Below are 14,071 nucleotides of genomic sequence, written 5' to 3' on the forward strand. Positions count from 1 at the left end.
GCATCCGTCGGCGTCGTCAACCCCGGGTCCGGCGGCATCGGCGACCGTAGACTGAAACGATGAGCGAATCTTCGGGTGACCAGCGCGGATGGCGTCCGTTCGGACGTCGCAAGCCCGAGGGCAAGGTCGAGGGCGAGCCCCCCTTCAGCGTCGAGGAGTCCATCCCGAACGGCGTGCGACTGGCCGGCGGCTGGTCGTGGCGTCTGCTGCTCATCGGTGCCGTCATCGCGGTCGTCATCTTCCTCGTCATCCAGCTGCGCCTGATCGTCATCCCGCTCTTCGTGGCCGTGCTGCTCGCTGCCCTCCTGGTGCCGTTCGTGGGCTTCCTCAAGCGCCACCGCTGGCCGGCCTGGCTGGCGATCACCGTGGCGATGCTCGGGACCCTCGTGCTCGTGGCCGGCCTCCTCGTGCTCGTGGTCACCCAGATCCAGCGCGGAGCCAGCGACATCGCCTCCCACGCCCTCGACTCCTTCGACGAGCTCAAGGCCTGGCTGCTGGCGTCGCCGTTCGAGATCTCCGAGACCGACCTGAACGGCTTCCTCACCCAGGCCTGGGAGAGCATCCAGCAGGACAGCCAGGTCTACGTCACCGGCGCCCTCTCGCTCGGCTCCTCCCTCGGCCACCTCGTCGCCGGGGTCTTCCTCACGCTGTTCAGCCTGCTGTTCATCCTCATCGACGGTGGCGGCATCTGGCGCTGGATCGTCAGCCTGTTCCCGAAGCGCGCCCGCGCCGCCGTCGACGGCGCTGCCATCGCGGGCTGGACGACCCTCACGAACTTCGCTCGCGTGCAGGTGCTCGTGGCCGCCATCGACGCCGTCGGCATCGGCCTCGGTGCGTTCCTGCTGGGGGTGCCGCTGGCCATCCCCATCGCGGTGCTCGTCTTCCTGGGCTCCTTCGTGCCGATCGTCGGCGCCGTCGTGACGGGAACCCTCGCCGCCGTCATCGCCCTCGTCTACAACGGCCCGTGGATCGCGCTCTGGATGATCGTGGTCGTGCTCGCAGTGCAGCAGCTCGAGGGCCACGTGCTGCAGCCCCTCATCGTGGGCAGTGTCGTGAAGGTGCATCCGCTCGCCGTCGTGCTCGTCGTGGCGACGGGATCGCTGCTCGCCGGCATCCCCGGAGCACTGTTCGCGGTGCCGGTGGCGGCCGTCATGAACGTCATGGTGCGGTACATTTCGAGCGGGGTCTGGAAGACGAGACCCCCGGTCGAACCACCACTGCCGCAGTCGATGCTGTGGCAGACGGTTCCCCAGCCCCGCCCGGGCTATCGAAAGGACGACACGACGGATGCCTGACACCGCGAACACCCTGCCTGCATCGACCGGGGCAGCCGGCATCATCGCGGGACCGCAGCTCGCCGACTTCGAGGCCGCCCGCATCACCGTGGGGCAGGTCGTGCGGGTCACCCCCGTCGAGAGCTCTCGGCACATCGCAGAGGTGCTCGGCGCACCGGTGTACCTCAAGTGCGAGAACCTCCAGCGCACCGGCTCCTACAAGCTGCGCGGAGCGTTCAACAGGCTCTCGTCGCTCAGCGACGACGAGCGGGCGCGCGGCGTCGTGGCTGCATCCGCCGGCAACCACGCTCAGGGCGTGGCCCTCGCGGCGCGGGAGCTCGGAATCCGGGCCACCATCTTCATGCCCGTCGGCGTCGCCCTGCCCAAGCTCGAGGCCACCCGGGACTACGGCGCAGACGTCGTGCTGCGCGGCAACGTGATCGGCGAGACCCTCGAGGCGGCTGCGGCCTTCGCCGCCGAGTCGGGTGCCGTGCTCATCCCGCCCTTCGACCACCCCGACGTCGTGGCGGGCCAGGGCACCCTCGGACTCGAGATCCTCGAGCAGGTTCCGGATGTCGACACCGTTATCGTGCCGATCGGCGGCGGCGGACTCGCCTCCGGCGTCGCGAGCGCCATTCGTCAGCAGTCGCTGGCGACCGGGCGCACGGTGCGCATCGTCGGCGTCCAGGCGGCCAACGCCGCGCCCTACCCCGTCTCGCTCGCCGCGGGGGAGCCCGTAAGCATTCCGGTCGTTCCCACGATCGCCGACGGCATCGCCGTGTACCGGCCGGGCAACCTCAACTTCGAGATCATCCGCGACACCGTCGACGAGATCGTCACCGTCACCGAGGACGACGTGGCCCGCGCCATCATCGTGCTCATGGAGCGCGCGAAGCTGGTCGTCGAGCCGGCAGGAGCCGTGTCGGTGGCCGCGATCCTCTCGGGCGCCGTGAAGGCCGACGGACCCACCGTGGCGATCCTCTCGGGCGGCAACATCGACCCGCTGCTGATGCAGCGGGTGATCAGCCACGGCCTTGCGGCATCCGACCGCTATCTCACCATCTCGATCATGCTGCCCGACCGCCCCGGCCAGCTCGCCCGCACGGCGGAGCTCGTGGCGGCCGCGAACGCCAACGTCGTCGAGGTGCTGCACACCAGGCACGGCGCCGGACGCGAGATCAGCGACGTCGAGCTGCAGCTCTCGATCGAGACCAGAGGACCGGCGCACAAGGACTTCGTCGTCGAGACTCTGCGCGCTGCCGGCTACGACCCGCGCATAGTCTGACGCCTCGTTCGCCGCTCGGTCTCACCCCCCTGGAACGCCGAACCGCCCACTTCTGCTGGTGCGAGGCTCTCGCCACGAGCGGAAGTGGGCAGTTCGAGGGGGATGGTGTGAGCGCGGGCACGCGCTCCGTGACCGGGGTGGGCGCTACTGGCCGGTCCAGGTCTCGACGGCGGTGATGGTCACGGCGATCTCGCGGCCGTTCGGGGCGGTGTAGCTGGTGGAGTCGCCGACGGCGAGGCCGATGATGGCGGCACCGAGCGGGCTCTGCTCGCTGTAGGCGTCGAGTTCGCTGCCCTCGGCGATCTCGCGGCTGCCGATGAGGAAGGTCGTCTCGTCGCCCGCGATGGTGGCCGTGATGATGGTGCCGATCTCGACGACGCCGTGGCTTTCGGGCGCCTCGCCGACCTCGGCCGTGCGCAGCAGCTCGGCGAGCTGGCGGATGCGGGCCTCCTGCTTGCCCTGCTCCTCCTTGGCCGCGTGGTAGCCGCTGTTCTCCTTGAGGTCGCCCTCCTCGCGCGCCGACTGGATGCGGTCGGTGATCTCCTGGCGACCCGTGGTGCTGAGGGTCTGCAGCTCGAGGTTCAGGCGGTCGTAGACCTCCTGTGTGAGCCACGTGACGGTTGCGTCCTGGGACATGTTTCTCCTCGAGAAGATGCGTGCTTCATGGTGCTGCTGTGGATAAGACGACGCCCCAACGATGCCGTCGGGGCGAATGAGCCATGTTAGGTCGCCCAGCAGCTCGAAATCAAACCGGTGTTGCTCTGGCGCGACGTGCGCACCTCTTCGGTGAACGAGCGGGTGTAGACGGAGGCGGCCGGGATGTCGACGACCTTCCAGCCGACGATGGAGAAGTCCTCGTTGAGCGCCTGCACCGCGCAGCTCGCCTTGGTGCCGGCCGGCATGGAGACCTCGAAGGTCACGCTCACGGTGCGGGAGTCGATGATGGAGTGCTTGGTGTCCTGCGCCTCGATGGTGGGCTTGGCGCCGTCGAGGCCGGCCCAGATCACCCATGCGCCGAAGACCACGACGAAGGCGGCGGCCACGATGCCGATGATCCAGCCGTCGCGGCGCTTGCGCGAGTGCGTGCGGCCGTAGCGTGCGTCGAGTTGCGTGGTCATGGAGCTCCTGGCTGTCGGGGCAGGTGCCCCGCAAAGGTTAAGCTGGTGACTCAAGGCTAACAAGAGTGAATCAAGGAGTTGTCCCCCGTGCTCGTGAGCATCACCGACCTGCTGGTACGGGCATCCGTCGTCACGTCGACGACAGCGCCGACTCCTCCCGACGACGACCTCATCACTCCGGGCGTCGTCGGCTTCCTCGTCACATTCCTCGTGGCCGTCGCCACGGTCCTGCTCGTCATCGACATGGTGCGCCGCGTGCGTCGCGTGAACTACCGCGACCAGATCCGCGAGAAGCTGCTGATCGAACAGGCCGAGGCCCAGATGGCTGCCGAGGGGTCGGCGACGGATGCCGCGACTCCGGATGCCGCGACTCCGGCTGCCGGTCCCGATGCCGCTCCGGCAGCGTCAGCCCCGACCGCCGATCCGGCGACGAGCGTCGACGACCAGAAGTAGCGCCTAGCCCCCGACGGAGCCGGGCAGCGGGTCGAGGACGATCAGCAGCACGGCCGTCCAGTGGCAGACGAACGCGAAGAGCGTGCAGGTGTGGAAGATCTCGTGGAACCCGAACCGGCCGGGCCAGGGGTTCGGCTTCTTCAGCGCGTAGACGATGGCGCCGCCGGTGTAGAGCAGCCCGCCGATGACCACCAGCACCATCATGGCGACGTTCGCGTTCAGCAGGTCGACGATGTACATCATCGCCGCCCAGCCGAGCGCGATGTAGATGAGCACGTAGAGCCAGCGCGGCGCTCCGATCCAGAACACCCTGAAGCCGATGCCGAGCAGGGCTCCGGCCCAGACCAGGGTGATCAGGAGCACGCCCTTGTCTGCCGGCAGGGCGAGGATCGCCAAGGGCGTGTAGGTGCCCGCGATGAGCAGGAAGATGTTCGCGTGGTCGATGCGCTTGAGGATGACCTTGGTGCGCGGGTTCCAGTCGAAGCGGTGGTAGAGCGCGGAGTTGCCGAACAGCAGCAGTGAGGTGAGCACGAACACGGCCGCCGACCACTTGGCTGCCGCGCCGTTCGCCACGGCGATGAGCACGATGCCCGAGACGAGCGCCAGCGGGAAGGTTCCGGCGTGGATCCAGCCACGCCAAGTCGGCTTGACGTCGTCGGGAGCAGCGGGAGAGGCGTCGAGCAGGGGGATGTTCGGCATCTCCGTGCCGCGGCTCTCGTCGAGTGCGACGGCGGCATCCGAGGCGTCGAGCATGGCGGTGGGCTCATCGAGGTGCTCCCGCACATCCTGCGGTTCTCGGGGGTCGACGGGGCTCATGAGCCCAGCCTACGACAGCACCTGTGGGCCCCCGCTGTGAGGCCGGTGCGGGTCGTGCACTACCGTTGACTCCGTGCAGAAGAGGGAAGAACCGTTGGGGAGAGGTCTCCTCTACGACCTGTACCAGCGGCGTCTGCGGCGAGGCCTGACCCCCGAGACCATGCCGCGTCACGTGGCCATGATCATCGACGGCAACCGTCGCTGGGCCCGTCAGCTCGGACTCGCCACGGCGGCGCACGGCCACCGCGCCGGGGCTGCGAAGATGAGCGAGTTCCTGCAGTGGTGCGATGAGCTCGGCATCAGCGTCGTCACCCTGTACCTGCTCTCGAGCGACAACCTCTCGAACCGCGCCGGCGAGGAACTCGACGCGCTCGTCGAGATCATCGCCGAACTCGCCGACGACCTCTCCCGCCATGGCGACTGGCGGGTGAAGCACGTCGGCTCGACCAACGGCCTCCCGCAGAATCTGATCGACGCCCTCACCGCGGCCGAGGCACGCACCGCCGACCACGCCGGGCTGCACATCAACCTCGCCGTCGGCTACGGCGGACGCACCGAGATCACCGACGCCATGCGATCGATCGTCGCGAGCCACCACGCCGAGGGCCGCAGCCTCGAGGACCTCGCCGAGAGGCTGACTCCCGAGCTCATCGGCGAGCACCTCTACACGGTGGGCCAGCCCGACCCCGACCTGGTCATCCGCACCTCGGGCGAGCAGCGTCTCAGCGACTTCATGCTCTGGCAGGCAGCGCACAGCGAGTTCTACTTCGTCGAGGCGCTCGGCCCCGACCTGCGCGAGGTCGACTTCCTGCGTGCGCTCCGCGACTACGCCACACGGCACCGGCGCTTCGGCGCCTGAGCCGGAGCGCGACGCCGCGCCCGACTTCACCGACCCCCACGAAAGGCAGGCGCGATGACAGCGCTCGACGACTACCGCGACGGCTTCCTCGAGGAACCCGGGTATCTCGACTTCGGTCGGGTGGGCCCGCTCTCGGCCCGCGTGATCGCCGAATCGCAGGGGATGCACGACATCCTCGCCAAGGCGCGCTTCGGCTCCCTGGACGACTTCGCGGCGCAGGAGGACAGGGCGCACGCCGCCGTCGCCGCAGCGACCGGTTTCCCGGCCGAGCAGGTCGTCACCCAGCCCAACACCTCGATGGGCGTCACGCACGCCATGTTCGGCCTCACCGGCGACGTGCTGCTCTCGGCGGGGGAGTTCCCCACGCTCCCGATCTCCGCCGTGCGGGCGGCCGAGGCCCTGCACGTGGTGAGGCCGGTCTGGCTCGAGACCGATCATGGCCGCGTCACGCCGGGCCAGGTGCGCGACCAGCTCACCTCGTCGATCGAGGCCGTCGCCGTGACCCTCGTCGACTCCCGCACCGGCTACCTCGCCGACCTCGACGGCATCCGCCAGGTGATCGGCGATCGCCTCCTCATCGTCGACGCGATCCAGGGCTTCGGGGTTGTTGACGCGGCCTACGAGGCTGCGGATGTCGTGGTGTCCGGCGGCCAGAAGTGGTGCCGAGCGGGATGGGGCACCGGATTCATGGCGCTCAGCGATCGCGCGATCGAGCGGTTGACCCCCGTGATCAGCGGCTACAGCGGAACCGGCACCGCGGAGACCTGGGACGAGGTGCCTCCGCCGGCTCCGGGCGCCCGCGCCTTCAGGGTCACGAACCCCGACAGGATCGCGCAGGGGCGCTTCGCCGCAGCCCTCGAGGAGATGAACGAGGTGGGTGCCGGGGAGATCCAGGCGGCGATCGCCGAGAACGTCACCCGCGTCATCGACCTCGCCGACGAGTTCGCCGTCCCCGTCGCCTCATCACGCAACGAGGACGAGAGGTCGGGGCTGGTCGTGCTCGAGCCGCCGATCGACCAGCTCACGCTGCTCACGGCGTCGTTGTTCAACCACGGCGTCACAGCCACCACGAGGGCCAACTCGGTGCGACTCAGCGTGCACGCGGCGCTGCACGAAGACACCGTCGAGATGCTGCGCGGAGCCTTCACCTCGTACTCCTCGGCTGCCATCTACTGACGTTGTTCGGCGTGTCATGTGACAGGCCGAAGTCTTCCCGCGTGTCGTGACCGGCATCCGTCCCCACCGGACGTACGTTGCCCTCATCAGATAAGGCATCTGATCGAGTCGGCCACATAAGACGGCTCGAAACCCGCCATGTGGCCGCTCGCAATTCCGAGTGCGAAGCTCGGGGTGGGAGCGGTTGTGACCTCACTGGATATCCAGAAGTCGGTTCAGCATGGCACGGATGCCGGGACCCGAACGCTCGAGCGCACGTATGTGCTCGACACGTCGGTGCTCCTCAGCGATCCGGGTGCCCTGTTCCGCTTCGCCGAACACGCCGTCGTGCTGCCGGTCATCGTGATCGCAGAGCTTGAATCCAAGCGCCACGACCCGGAGATCGGCTTCTTCGCCCGCAAGGCGCTCCGTACCCTCGACGACCTGCGCGTCGAGCACGAGCGACTCGACTTCCCGATCCCCGTCGGCGACGACGGCGGCTCGCTCCGAGTCGAACTGAACCACTCCAACACCTCCGTGCTGCCGAACGGCCTCCAGCTGAACGACAACGACACCCGGATCCTCGCCGTGGCGCTCAACCTCGCCAACGAGGGCCTCGATGTGACCGTCGTCTCGAAGGACCTCCCGCTGCGCGTCAAGGCCGCCTCGATCGGCCTCGCCGCCGAGGAGTACCGTGCCGAGCTCGCCGTCGACTCCGGCTGGACCGGCATGGCCGACGTCACCCTGAGTGCCCGCGAGATCGACGACCTCTACGAGCAGGACTACCTCGAGACGCGGATGGTGGCCGACCTGCCGATCAACACCGGCGTGGTTGTGCACTCCGACCGTGGCAGCGCTCTGGCCAGGGTGATCCGCAAGGGCGAGTTGCGGGTCGTGCGCGGAGACCGCGAGCTGTTCGGGCTGCACGGTCGATCGGCGGAGCAGCGCCTCGCCATCGACATGCTGCTCGATCCCGAGATCGGCATCCTGTCGCTCGGCGGAAGCGCGGGAACCGGAAAGTCGGCCCTTGCCCTCTGCGCCGGCCTGGAGGCCGTGCTCGAGCGCCAACAGCACAAGAAGATCATGGTGTTCCGACCGCTCTACGCCGTCGGAGGCCAGGAGCTCGGCTACCTGCCGGGCGACGCCGGCGAGAAGATGAATCCGTGGGGCCAGGCGGTCTTCGACACCCTCGGCTCCGTCGTCTCGGACAACGTGCTCAACGAGGTCGTCGAGCGGGGCATCCTCGAGGTGCTGCCGCTCACGCACATCCGCGGGCGCAGCCTGCACGACGCCTTCGTGATCGTCGACGAGGCGCAGTCGCTGGAGCGCAACGTGCTGCTCACCGTGCTCTCCCGCATCGGCCAGAACTCACGGGTCGTGCTCACCCACGACGTCGCCCAGCGCGACAACCTGCGCGTCGGCCGCCACGACGGAGTCGCCTCGGTCATCGAGACCCTGAAGGGCCACCCGCTGTTCGGCCACGTCACTCTCACCCGCTCGGAGCGCAGTGCGATCGCGGCTCTCGTCACGCAGATGCTGGAGGGCAACGAGCTGGCCTGACCCGACGCATCCATCGCATCTGGAAAGCGAGGACTTTCCGCCCGAAACGCCCCCGTCGAGTCTCGGACGGGGGCGTTTCTACCCGAGGTTCCTCGCTTTCCAGACCTGTGCTGAGCGGGTGACCTTCGCCGAGACGTCGTTGTGTCAGGATGACGCCATGGGGAGCAGGGGAACAGAGCAGACCGATCTCGCGAACAGGCGGTCGCGCTGGGGGTTCGCCCTCCTCGCGTCGGGGCTGATCGTGGCCGGTGCTGTCGCCGTGCTCGGACCCAGCTTCTCGGAGTTGGTCGGCGGCGGCATCGCGGTCGCCGCGCTGCTCGTCTTCGGCGTCGGGCTGACTCAGCTCTGGCTGGTCGCCCGCGTGATCGGTCGAATGGCGCAGGTCGCTGTCATCGTGCTCGTGCTGGCCCTCGTCTGCCTGCTGGCCTCTCCGATGCTCACGGCCTCGGGCATTCCCGCGGTCTCGTCTGCGGCGGCCGCTGCCGCGAGCGTCACGATGGCCGGCGGCTTCGCGCTCCTCGTGGTCGCCGCCCTGCTGCTGCTCGTCGCCTGGGCGCGAGCCGGCGCGCACGACATGCTCGTCGCGAGTCCCCGATCGACGGATGCCGCCCCGTCGAGCCGTCGCTCCAGGCTGATCACCGCCTCCGTGATCTTCGGAGCCCTGCTGCTCGTCGTCGCCGTCGGCATCGTGGTCGAACTGGTGTGGAACCCGCTCGCGATGGGGCCGGGCTACACGCTCTCCGAGATCTACGGGATGCTTCCTGCGGGCGAGGGGGCCTTCGGCATCGCGAGCGTGCTCACCTGGGCGGGGATCGTCGTCGTCGTGGCTGCAGGGCAGCTGATCTCGGTCGTGCTCGCCGCGCGGCGAGGTGGGGCATCCGTTCCCCGACGGCACCAGGTCGTCATCGCGCTGCTCACCGGGAGCATCGCGGTGTTCCTGCTGTTCTTCTTCGCCTTCGGCCTGGGCAATACGATCTCCGACACCGTGCCGCCCATGGTCGGGCGTTCATCGGCCGAGGGCGTGCTCTACGGCCTTCTCACGCCGCTCGGCCTCATCGGCGCGTTGCTCGTCTCGGCGGGCCCGTGGCCGCGGAACGAGCGGCGCAAGCTCGAGGCCAGCGCCGCTCGCTGAGGCCGGAGTTCTACTTCCGGACCGGCGGACGCGTCATCGACAGCACGTCGAGAGCGGTGTCGAGCTGCTCGAGCGAGACCTCGCCGCTGTCGACGAAGCCGAGGTCGATGACGGCCTCGCGCACGGTGATGCCCTGCGCGACGGAGTGCTTGGCCACCTTGGCCGCGGCCTCGTAGCCGATCACCTTGTTGAGCGGGGTGACGATCGACGGCGACATCCCGGCGAGGGCGGCGGCGCGCTCCACGTTGGCCTCGAGCCCGTCGACGGTCTTGTCGGCGAGCACGCGGGCAGCGTTGGTCAGCAGGCGGATCGACTCCAGCAGCGCCGTTCCCATGACCGGGATCTGCACGTTGAGCTCGAACGCGCCGGAGGCACCGCTCCAGGCGATGGTGGCGTCGTTGCCGATCACACGGGCGGCCACCATGAGCACGGCCTCGGGGATGACGGGGTTGACCTTGCCCGGCATGATCGACGACCCGGGCTGCAGGTCGGGGATGCTGAGCTCGCCGAGACCGGTGTTGGGGCCGGAGCCCATCCACCGGATGTCGTTCGAGATCTTCGTGAGGCTCACGGCGATGGTGCGGAGGGCGCCGGATGCGTCGACGAGGCCGTCGCGGTTGGCCTGGGCCTCGAAGTGGTCGGCCGCCTCGGTGATGGGAAGCTCGGTCTCCTGCTGCAGCAGCTCGATGACGAGCTGCGGGAAGCCGGCCGGGGTGTTGATGCCGGTGCCGACGGCGGTGCCGCCGAGCGGGACCTCGGCGACGCGGGGGAGCGCGGACTGGACGCGCTCGATGCCCAGGCGCATCTGGCGGGCGTAGCCGCCGAACTCCTGGCCGAGGGTGACGGGCGTGGCATCCATGAGGTGGGTGCGGCCGGCCTTCACGACTCCGGACCACAGCTCGGCCTTGGCCTCGAAGGCCACGGCGAGGTGGTCGAGGGCGGGGATGAGGTCGTCGATGAGAGCACTGGTCACGGCGATGTGCACGGAGGTCGGGAACACGTCGTTCGAGGACTGCGAGGCGTTCACGTGGTCGTTCGGGTGCACCGGGCTGCCGAGGCGCGACGTGGCGAGGTTCGCGAGGACCTCGTTCATGTTCATGTTCGACGAGGTGCCCGAACCGGTCTGGTACACGTCGACGGGGAACTCGGCGTCGTACTGACCCGTGATGACCTCGTCGGCGGCCCAGGCGATCGCGTTGGCGACGTCGCTGCTCAGCACGCCGAGGCGCTCGTTGGCGATGGCCGCCGACTTCTTGATGCGCGCGAGCGCGGCGATCTGCGCCGGCTCCAGCGTCGATCCGGAGATCGGGAAGTTCTCGACGGCACGCTGGGTCTGGGCGCTGTACAGGGCGTTGACGGGAACGCGCACCTCTCCCATCGTGTCGTGTTCGATGCGGTATTCGGACTCAGCCGCGGTGCTCACGTTGTGTGTCATGCCTTTCGAAAGGAGGGGTTCGGCACTAGACCGTGCCGACGACGATGTCGGTCTCGGCGCGGCCCTCGACGAGCCTGTAATTCGCGCCGACGATAGCCAATCTACCTTCTGCGATGGCCTCGCTGATCATCTCGCTGGACTCCAGCAGCTCGGCGACGGTGTCGCGCAGGTGCTCGCGCCCGACGAATGATGCGTCGATGTCGGAGGGGTCGATCGGCTCGTCGCCCGTCGGACCGGCGACGCGGGTGACGGCCGGCATGATCTTGTCGACGAGCGCCTGGATGTGCACGGGCAGGGGAGCGGCATCCGGAGCCACCGAGTTGATGGCGGCGCTGACAGCACCGCACTCGTCATGGCCGAGCACGAGGATGAGGGGGACGCCCAGCACGCCGACCGCGTACTCCAGGGAGCCCAGCACGGACTCGGAGATGGTCTGGCCGGCGTTGCGCACGACGAACAGGTCGCCGAGGCCCAGGTCGAAGATGATCTCGGCCGACAGACGGGAGTCGCTGCAGCCGAAGAGGGCTGCGATGGGAGCCTGCCCCGCCGCGATGACTCCGCGTCGGCCGACATCCTGGTTCGGATGCTGCGGCTCGCCCGCGACGAACCTCTCGTTGCCACGGCGGAGTTCCCGCCACGCGCTCGACGGGGTGTGCGTCGTGTGTTCGGGAACAGTCGTCATCCGGTATTACTCCTCAGCGGTGATCGTGGGGGTGAGAGATTCGGCCAGCGTCTTGAACTCCGACGGCGTGCCCGTTCCGGCGAGCACCCAGGTGCTCTCGCCCGATGTCGTGACGAGAGCGTAACGGGCGTTGCCCAGGTCGTCGGTCGACGCCCTGTTGTCGTAGACGGTCCAGTCGACACCGTCGATGGTCACCGAGCCCGTCGCGATGGTGTTCTTCAGCTCGGTGGCCACCCAGGTGTCGTTGGCATCGAAGGCCTGGCTCATGCCGATGAACTCGTCGCTCGGGGTGAGGAAGCCGATGAACCAGACGTCGACGTCGTCGGCGGCGTTCGACCTGTAGACGGCGGTGTTGGAGCGCCAGCCGTCTGGCAGGTCGGGGCTGGCGAGGGTCTCGGGAACGCCGGTCTGCGCCGTCTCCGATAGGGCTTTCCAGTCGACGGTGTTGTCGAAGTTCATGTCGCCGCGGGGGACCGCGAGGAAGATCACGAAGGCGACGGCCACGCAGACGATGAGCGAGAGCACGAGATTGTTGGGAGTCTTGCGGGCCCGGTAGAGCCGCGAGTTCTCGGCCTTGCGGGCTGCCGTCTCCTCCGGAGTCTCGGGGCGGCCGAGCTCCGCGACGACGCGGGGAGGCTTGGCGGCCATCAGTGGGCGTCCGATGCGACGGGCGCTCCGGATGCCGCGGCTGAGGCGGATGCCCCTGCGCGTGCAGCCTCGAGGCGCGCCTTCGCACCGATCAGCCATTCCTCGCAGCGCCGGGCGAGCTGTTCGCCGCGCTCCCACAGCGCGAGCGACTGCTCGAGCGTCGACGATCCCTGCTCGAGCGCGCTCACGACGCGGATGAGCTCGTCGCGGGCCTCTTCGTAGCTGAGGTTCGCGGTGTCGTCGTTCGTGGGCATGGCATCCATTCTATTTCGTCGCCGACGGCTCACTCGCCGATGGCTCACTCGCCGCCGCCTGCCCTCTCGTCGCGGGTCCCGTGGAGTCGGCTCCGACGACGCCCTCGGCGAGCGTGAGCACGAGGGGGGTGCCCGCAGGAGCCTGGTCGGCCCGGCGGAGCACGTGGCCGTCGGGCAGCTGAGCGATGGCGTAGCCGCGGTCGAGCGTGGCCTGCGGTGACAGGGCGCGGAGGCGCGTGGCGAGCTCGGTGGTCGAGGCCTGCGCGCGTTCGATGGTGCGATCGAGCAGGTCGGAGCCGCGGGCGAGGTAGTACGTGAGGTCCTGGGCGCGCTGGTCGACGATCCAGCTCGTGCTCGCCAGCACTGGACGACTGCGCAGCTGGCCGATGCGGTCGGCCTCGTGCGTGAGCAGGTGGGTGAGACGGGTGCCCAGACGGGCGCGTGCCTGCTGCACCCTGGCGAGCTCGTCGGCGACGTCGGGCACGACGCGCTTGGCGGCATCCGTCGGCGTCGAGGCCCGCAGATCGGCGACCTCGTCGAGCAGGGGGCGGTCGGCCTCGTGCCCGATCGCACTGACGATGGGGGTGCCAGCGGATGCAGCAGCCCGGAGCACGCGTTCGTCGCTGAAGCCGAGCAGGTTCTGGAAGTCGCCGCCGCCGCGGGCCACGATGATGACGTCGACCTTCGGATCGGCGTCGAGCCGGGCGATTGCAGCCGTCACCTCGGGGGCGCAGCGATCTCCCTGCACTGCAGCGTGCACGACACGGAAGTCGACGGCGGGCCAGCGCAGCTGGGCGTTGCGCAGCACGTCCTTCTCAGCGTCGGAGTCCTTGCCTGTGATGAGTCCGATGCAGTGCGGGAGGAACGGCAACTGCTTCTTGCGGGCAGCATCGAACAGGCCCTCGCCGGCGAGCTGCTTGCGCAGCCGCTCGAGACGCTCGAGCAGGTCGCCGAGACCGACGTGCTTGAGCTGCACGACCGTCATGGTGAGGCTGCCGCCCTTGGTCCACCAGTTGGGCTTCACGAGCGCGACCACCCTGTCGCCCTGCTTGAAGTCCTCGCTGAGGCGGGCGCGCACCGACGACCAGAGCTGGATGCTCACGGTGACGTCGGTGTTCAGATCTTTGAGCTTGCCGTAGACGTTGCCGCCCGAGACGCTCCACTGGGTGAGCTCGCCCTCGACCCAGACCGTGCCGAGGCGGTCGATGTAGTCCCTGATCTTGGTGCTGAGCACCGAGACGGACCAGGGAGTCTCCATGCTGGGACCGGTGGAAGCGGGCGGAGCAGTCGTCGCATCCGTCGTCGCATCCGTCATGAAAGCCCCTCATCAAGTCGTGCCGAAACACCCCGGTAGAATCGGATGCGTGACCAGCAGTACGGAAGCCCCGCCCATCGGCCTC

At 68.8% G+C, this 14,071-nt stretch carries 15 protein-coding genes; 7 read left to right on the forward strand and 8 right to left on the reverse strand.

Annotated features, from left to right (window positions below):
• Positions 1-59 precede the first annotated feature (59 nt).
• Positions 60-1,295: an AI-2E family transporter gene (locus E4M00_RS17310; RefSeq protein ID WP_135121728.1), complete on the forward strand. Its 1,236-nt coding sequence runs from the start codon at positions 60-62 to the stop codon at positions 1,293-1,295.
• Complete coding sequence (gene ilvA / locus E4M00_RS17315; RefSeq protein ID WP_135121729.1) at positions 1,288-2,559, forward strand: threonine ammonia-lyase; 1,272 nt, start codon at positions 1,288-1,290, stop codon at positions 2,557-2,559. The genes E4M00_RS17310 and ilvA overlap by 8 nt, the downstream gene beginning before the upstream one ends.
• 144 nt (positions 2,560-2,703) lie before the next feature.
• On the opposite strand, the gene greA is transcribed toward ilvA, so the two are convergent.
• Positions 2,704-3,195: a transcription elongation factor GreA gene (gene greA / locus E4M00_RS17320; RefSeq protein ID WP_135121730.1), complete on the reverse strand. Its 492-nt coding sequence runs from the start codon at positions 3,193-3,195 to the stop codon at positions 2,704-2,706.
• An 86-nt stretch (positions 3,196-3,281) separates the two neighbouring features.
• Positions 3,282-3,677 (reverse strand): DUF4307 domain-containing protein, encoded by a 396-nt coding sequence (locus E4M00_RS17325; protein WP_135121731.1) that lies wholly within the window; start codon positions 3,675-3,677, stop codon positions 3,282-3,284.
• An 87-nt stretch (positions 3,678-3,764) separates the two neighbouring features.
• Between E4M00_RS17325 and E4M00_RS17330 the strand changes: the two genes are divergently transcribed.
• Positions 3,765-4,130 carry a hypothetical protein gene (locus E4M00_RS17330; RefSeq protein WP_193555610.1) on the forward strand — a complete coding sequence of 122 codons (366 nt, stop codon included), beginning with the start codon at positions 3,765-3,767 and terminating at the stop codon, positions 4,128-4,130.
• 3 nt (positions 4,131-4,133) lie between these two features.
• On the opposite strand, the gene trhA is transcribed toward E4M00_RS17330, so the two are convergent.
• Complete coding sequence (gene trhA / locus E4M00_RS17335) at positions 4,134-4,829, reverse strand: PAQR family membrane homeostasis protein TrhA (protein ID WP_135121783.1); 696 nt, start codon at positions 4,827-4,829, stop codon at positions 4,134-4,136.
• 190 nt (positions 4,830-5,019) lie between these two features.
• Between trhA and E4M00_RS17340 the strand changes: the two genes are divergently transcribed.
• The 4 genes from E4M00_RS17340 to E4M00_RS17355 all read left to right on the forward strand — a co-directional run bounded on the left by E4M00_RS17340 (position 5,020) and on the right by E4M00_RS17355 (position 9,652).
• Complete coding sequence (locus E4M00_RS17340; RefSeq protein ID WP_135121732.1) at positions 5,020-5,805, forward strand: isoprenyl transferase; 786 nt, start codon at positions 5,020-5,022, stop codon at positions 5,803-5,805.
• Positions 5,806-5,859: 54 nt separating this feature from the next.
• Positions 5,860-6,981 carry an aminotransferase class V-fold PLP-dependent enzyme gene (locus tag E4M00_RS17345; protein WP_135121733.1) on the forward strand — a complete coding sequence of 374 codons (1,122 nt, stop codon included), beginning with the start codon at positions 5,860-5,862 and terminating at the stop codon, positions 6,979-6,981.
• Between the two features lie 138 nt (positions 6,982-7,119).
• Entirely contained in the window at positions 7,120-8,520 is a 1,401-nt protein-coding gene (phoH2, locus tag E4M00_RS17350) for an RNA 5'-3' helicase PhoH2 (RefSeq protein WP_135121734.1), read from the forward strand.
• 157 nt (positions 8,521-8,677) lie between these two features.
• Positions 8,678-9,652, forward strand: coding sequence for a hypothetical protein (locus E4M00_RS17355; RefSeq protein ID WP_135121735.1), 975 nt, complete (start codon positions 8,678-8,680; stop codon positions 9,650-9,652).
• A gap of 10 nt (positions 9,653-9,662) precedes the next feature.
• Here the strand turns inward: E4M00_RS17355 and E4M00_RS17360 are convergent, their stop codons facing one another.
• From E4M00_RS17360 to xseA, 5 genes are read right to left on the reverse strand one after another with little or no spacing between them, the layout of a single operon-like run.
• Positions 9,663-11,087, reverse strand: a complete 1,425-nt coding sequence (locus tag E4M00_RS17360) for a class II fumarate hydratase (RefSeq protein ID WP_135121736.1) — start codon at positions 11,085-11,087, stop codon at positions 9,663-9,665.
• Between the two features lie 25 nt (positions 11,088-11,112).
• Entirely contained in the window at positions 11,113-11,769 is a 657-nt protein-coding gene (locus tag E4M00_RS17365) for a carbonic anhydrase (protein WP_135121737.1), read from the reverse strand.
• 6 nt (positions 11,770-11,775) lie between these two features.
• Positions 11,776-12,417: a DUF4245 domain-containing protein gene (locus tag E4M00_RS17370; protein WP_135121738.1), complete on the reverse strand. Its 642-nt coding sequence runs from the start codon at positions 12,415-12,417 to the stop codon at positions 11,776-11,778.
• A complete protein-coding gene (locus E4M00_RS17375; protein WP_135121739.1) occupies positions 12,417-12,680 on the reverse strand; it encodes an exodeoxyribonuclease VII small subunit in 264 nt (87 codons plus the stop codon). The genes E4M00_RS17370 and E4M00_RS17375 overlap by 1 nt, the downstream gene beginning before the upstream one ends.
• A 1-nt stretch (position 12,681) precedes the next feature.
• A complete protein-coding gene (xseA, locus tag E4M00_RS17380; protein ID WP_135121740.1) occupies positions 12,682-13,986 on the reverse strand; it encodes an exodeoxyribonuclease VII large subunit in 1,305 nt (434 codons plus the stop codon).
• Between the last annotated feature and the right edge of the window lie 85 nt (positions 13,987-14,071).

Origin of the sequence: Orlajensenia leifsoniae, from assembly GCF_004570845.1 — a bacterium.
Lineage (GTDB): Bacteria > Actinomycetota > Actinomycetes > Actinomycetales > Microbacteriaceae > Orlajensenia > Orlajensenia leifsoniae.

Bases quoted from the DNA above. Each gene is read 5' to 3' on its own strand.
- E4M00_RS17345 (WP_135121733.1), top strand. From the start codon at position 5,860: ATGACAGCGCTCGACGACTACCGCGACGGCTTCCTCGAGGAACCCGGG.
- ilvA (WP_135121729.1), top strand. From the start codon at position 1,288: ATGCCTGACACCGCGAACACCCTGCCTGCATCGACCGGGGCAGCCGGC.
- E4M00_RS17370 (WP_135121738.1), bottom strand. From the start codon at position 12,417: ATGGCCGCCAAGCCTCCCCGCGTCGTCGCGGAGCTCGGCCGCCCCGAG.
- xseA (WP_135121740.1), bottom strand. From the start codon at position 13,986: ATGACGGATGCGACGACGGATGCGACGACTGCTCCGCCCGCTTCCACC.
- phoH2 (WP_135121734.1), top strand. From the start codon at position 7,120: ATGTGGCCGCTCGCAATTCCGAGTGCGAAGCTCGGGGTGGGAGCGGTT.
- E4M00_RS17360 (WP_135121736.1), bottom strand. From the start codon at position 11,087: ATGACACACAACGTGAGCACCGCGGCTGAGTCCGAATACCGCATCGAA.
- E4M00_RS17375 (WP_135121739.1), bottom strand. From the start codon at position 12,680: ATGGATGCCATGCCCACGAACGACGACACCGCGAACCTCAGCTACGAA.
- E4M00_RS17365 (WP_135121737.1), bottom strand. From the start codon at position 11,769: ATGACGACTGTTCCCGAACACACGACGCACACCCCGTCGAGCGCGTGG.
- trhA (WP_135121783.1), bottom strand. From the start codon at position 4,829: ATGCCGAACATCCCCCTGCTCGACGCCTCTCCCGCTGCTCCCGACGAC.
- E4M00_RS17310 (WP_135121728.1), top strand. From the start codon at position 60: ATGAGCGAATCTTCGGGTGACCAGCGCGGATGGCGTCCGTTCGGACGT.
- E4M00_RS17355 (WP_135121735.1), top strand. From the start codon at position 8,678: ATGGGGAGCAGGGGAACAGAGCAGACCGATCTCGCGAACAGGCGGTCG.
- E4M00_RS17325 (WP_135121731.1), bottom strand. From the start codon at position 3,677: ATGACCACGCAACTCGACGCACGCTACGGCCGCACGCACTCGCGCAAG.
- greA (WP_135121730.1), bottom strand. From the start codon at position 3,195: ATGTCCCAGGACGCAACCGTCACGTGGCTCACACAGGAGGTCTACGAC.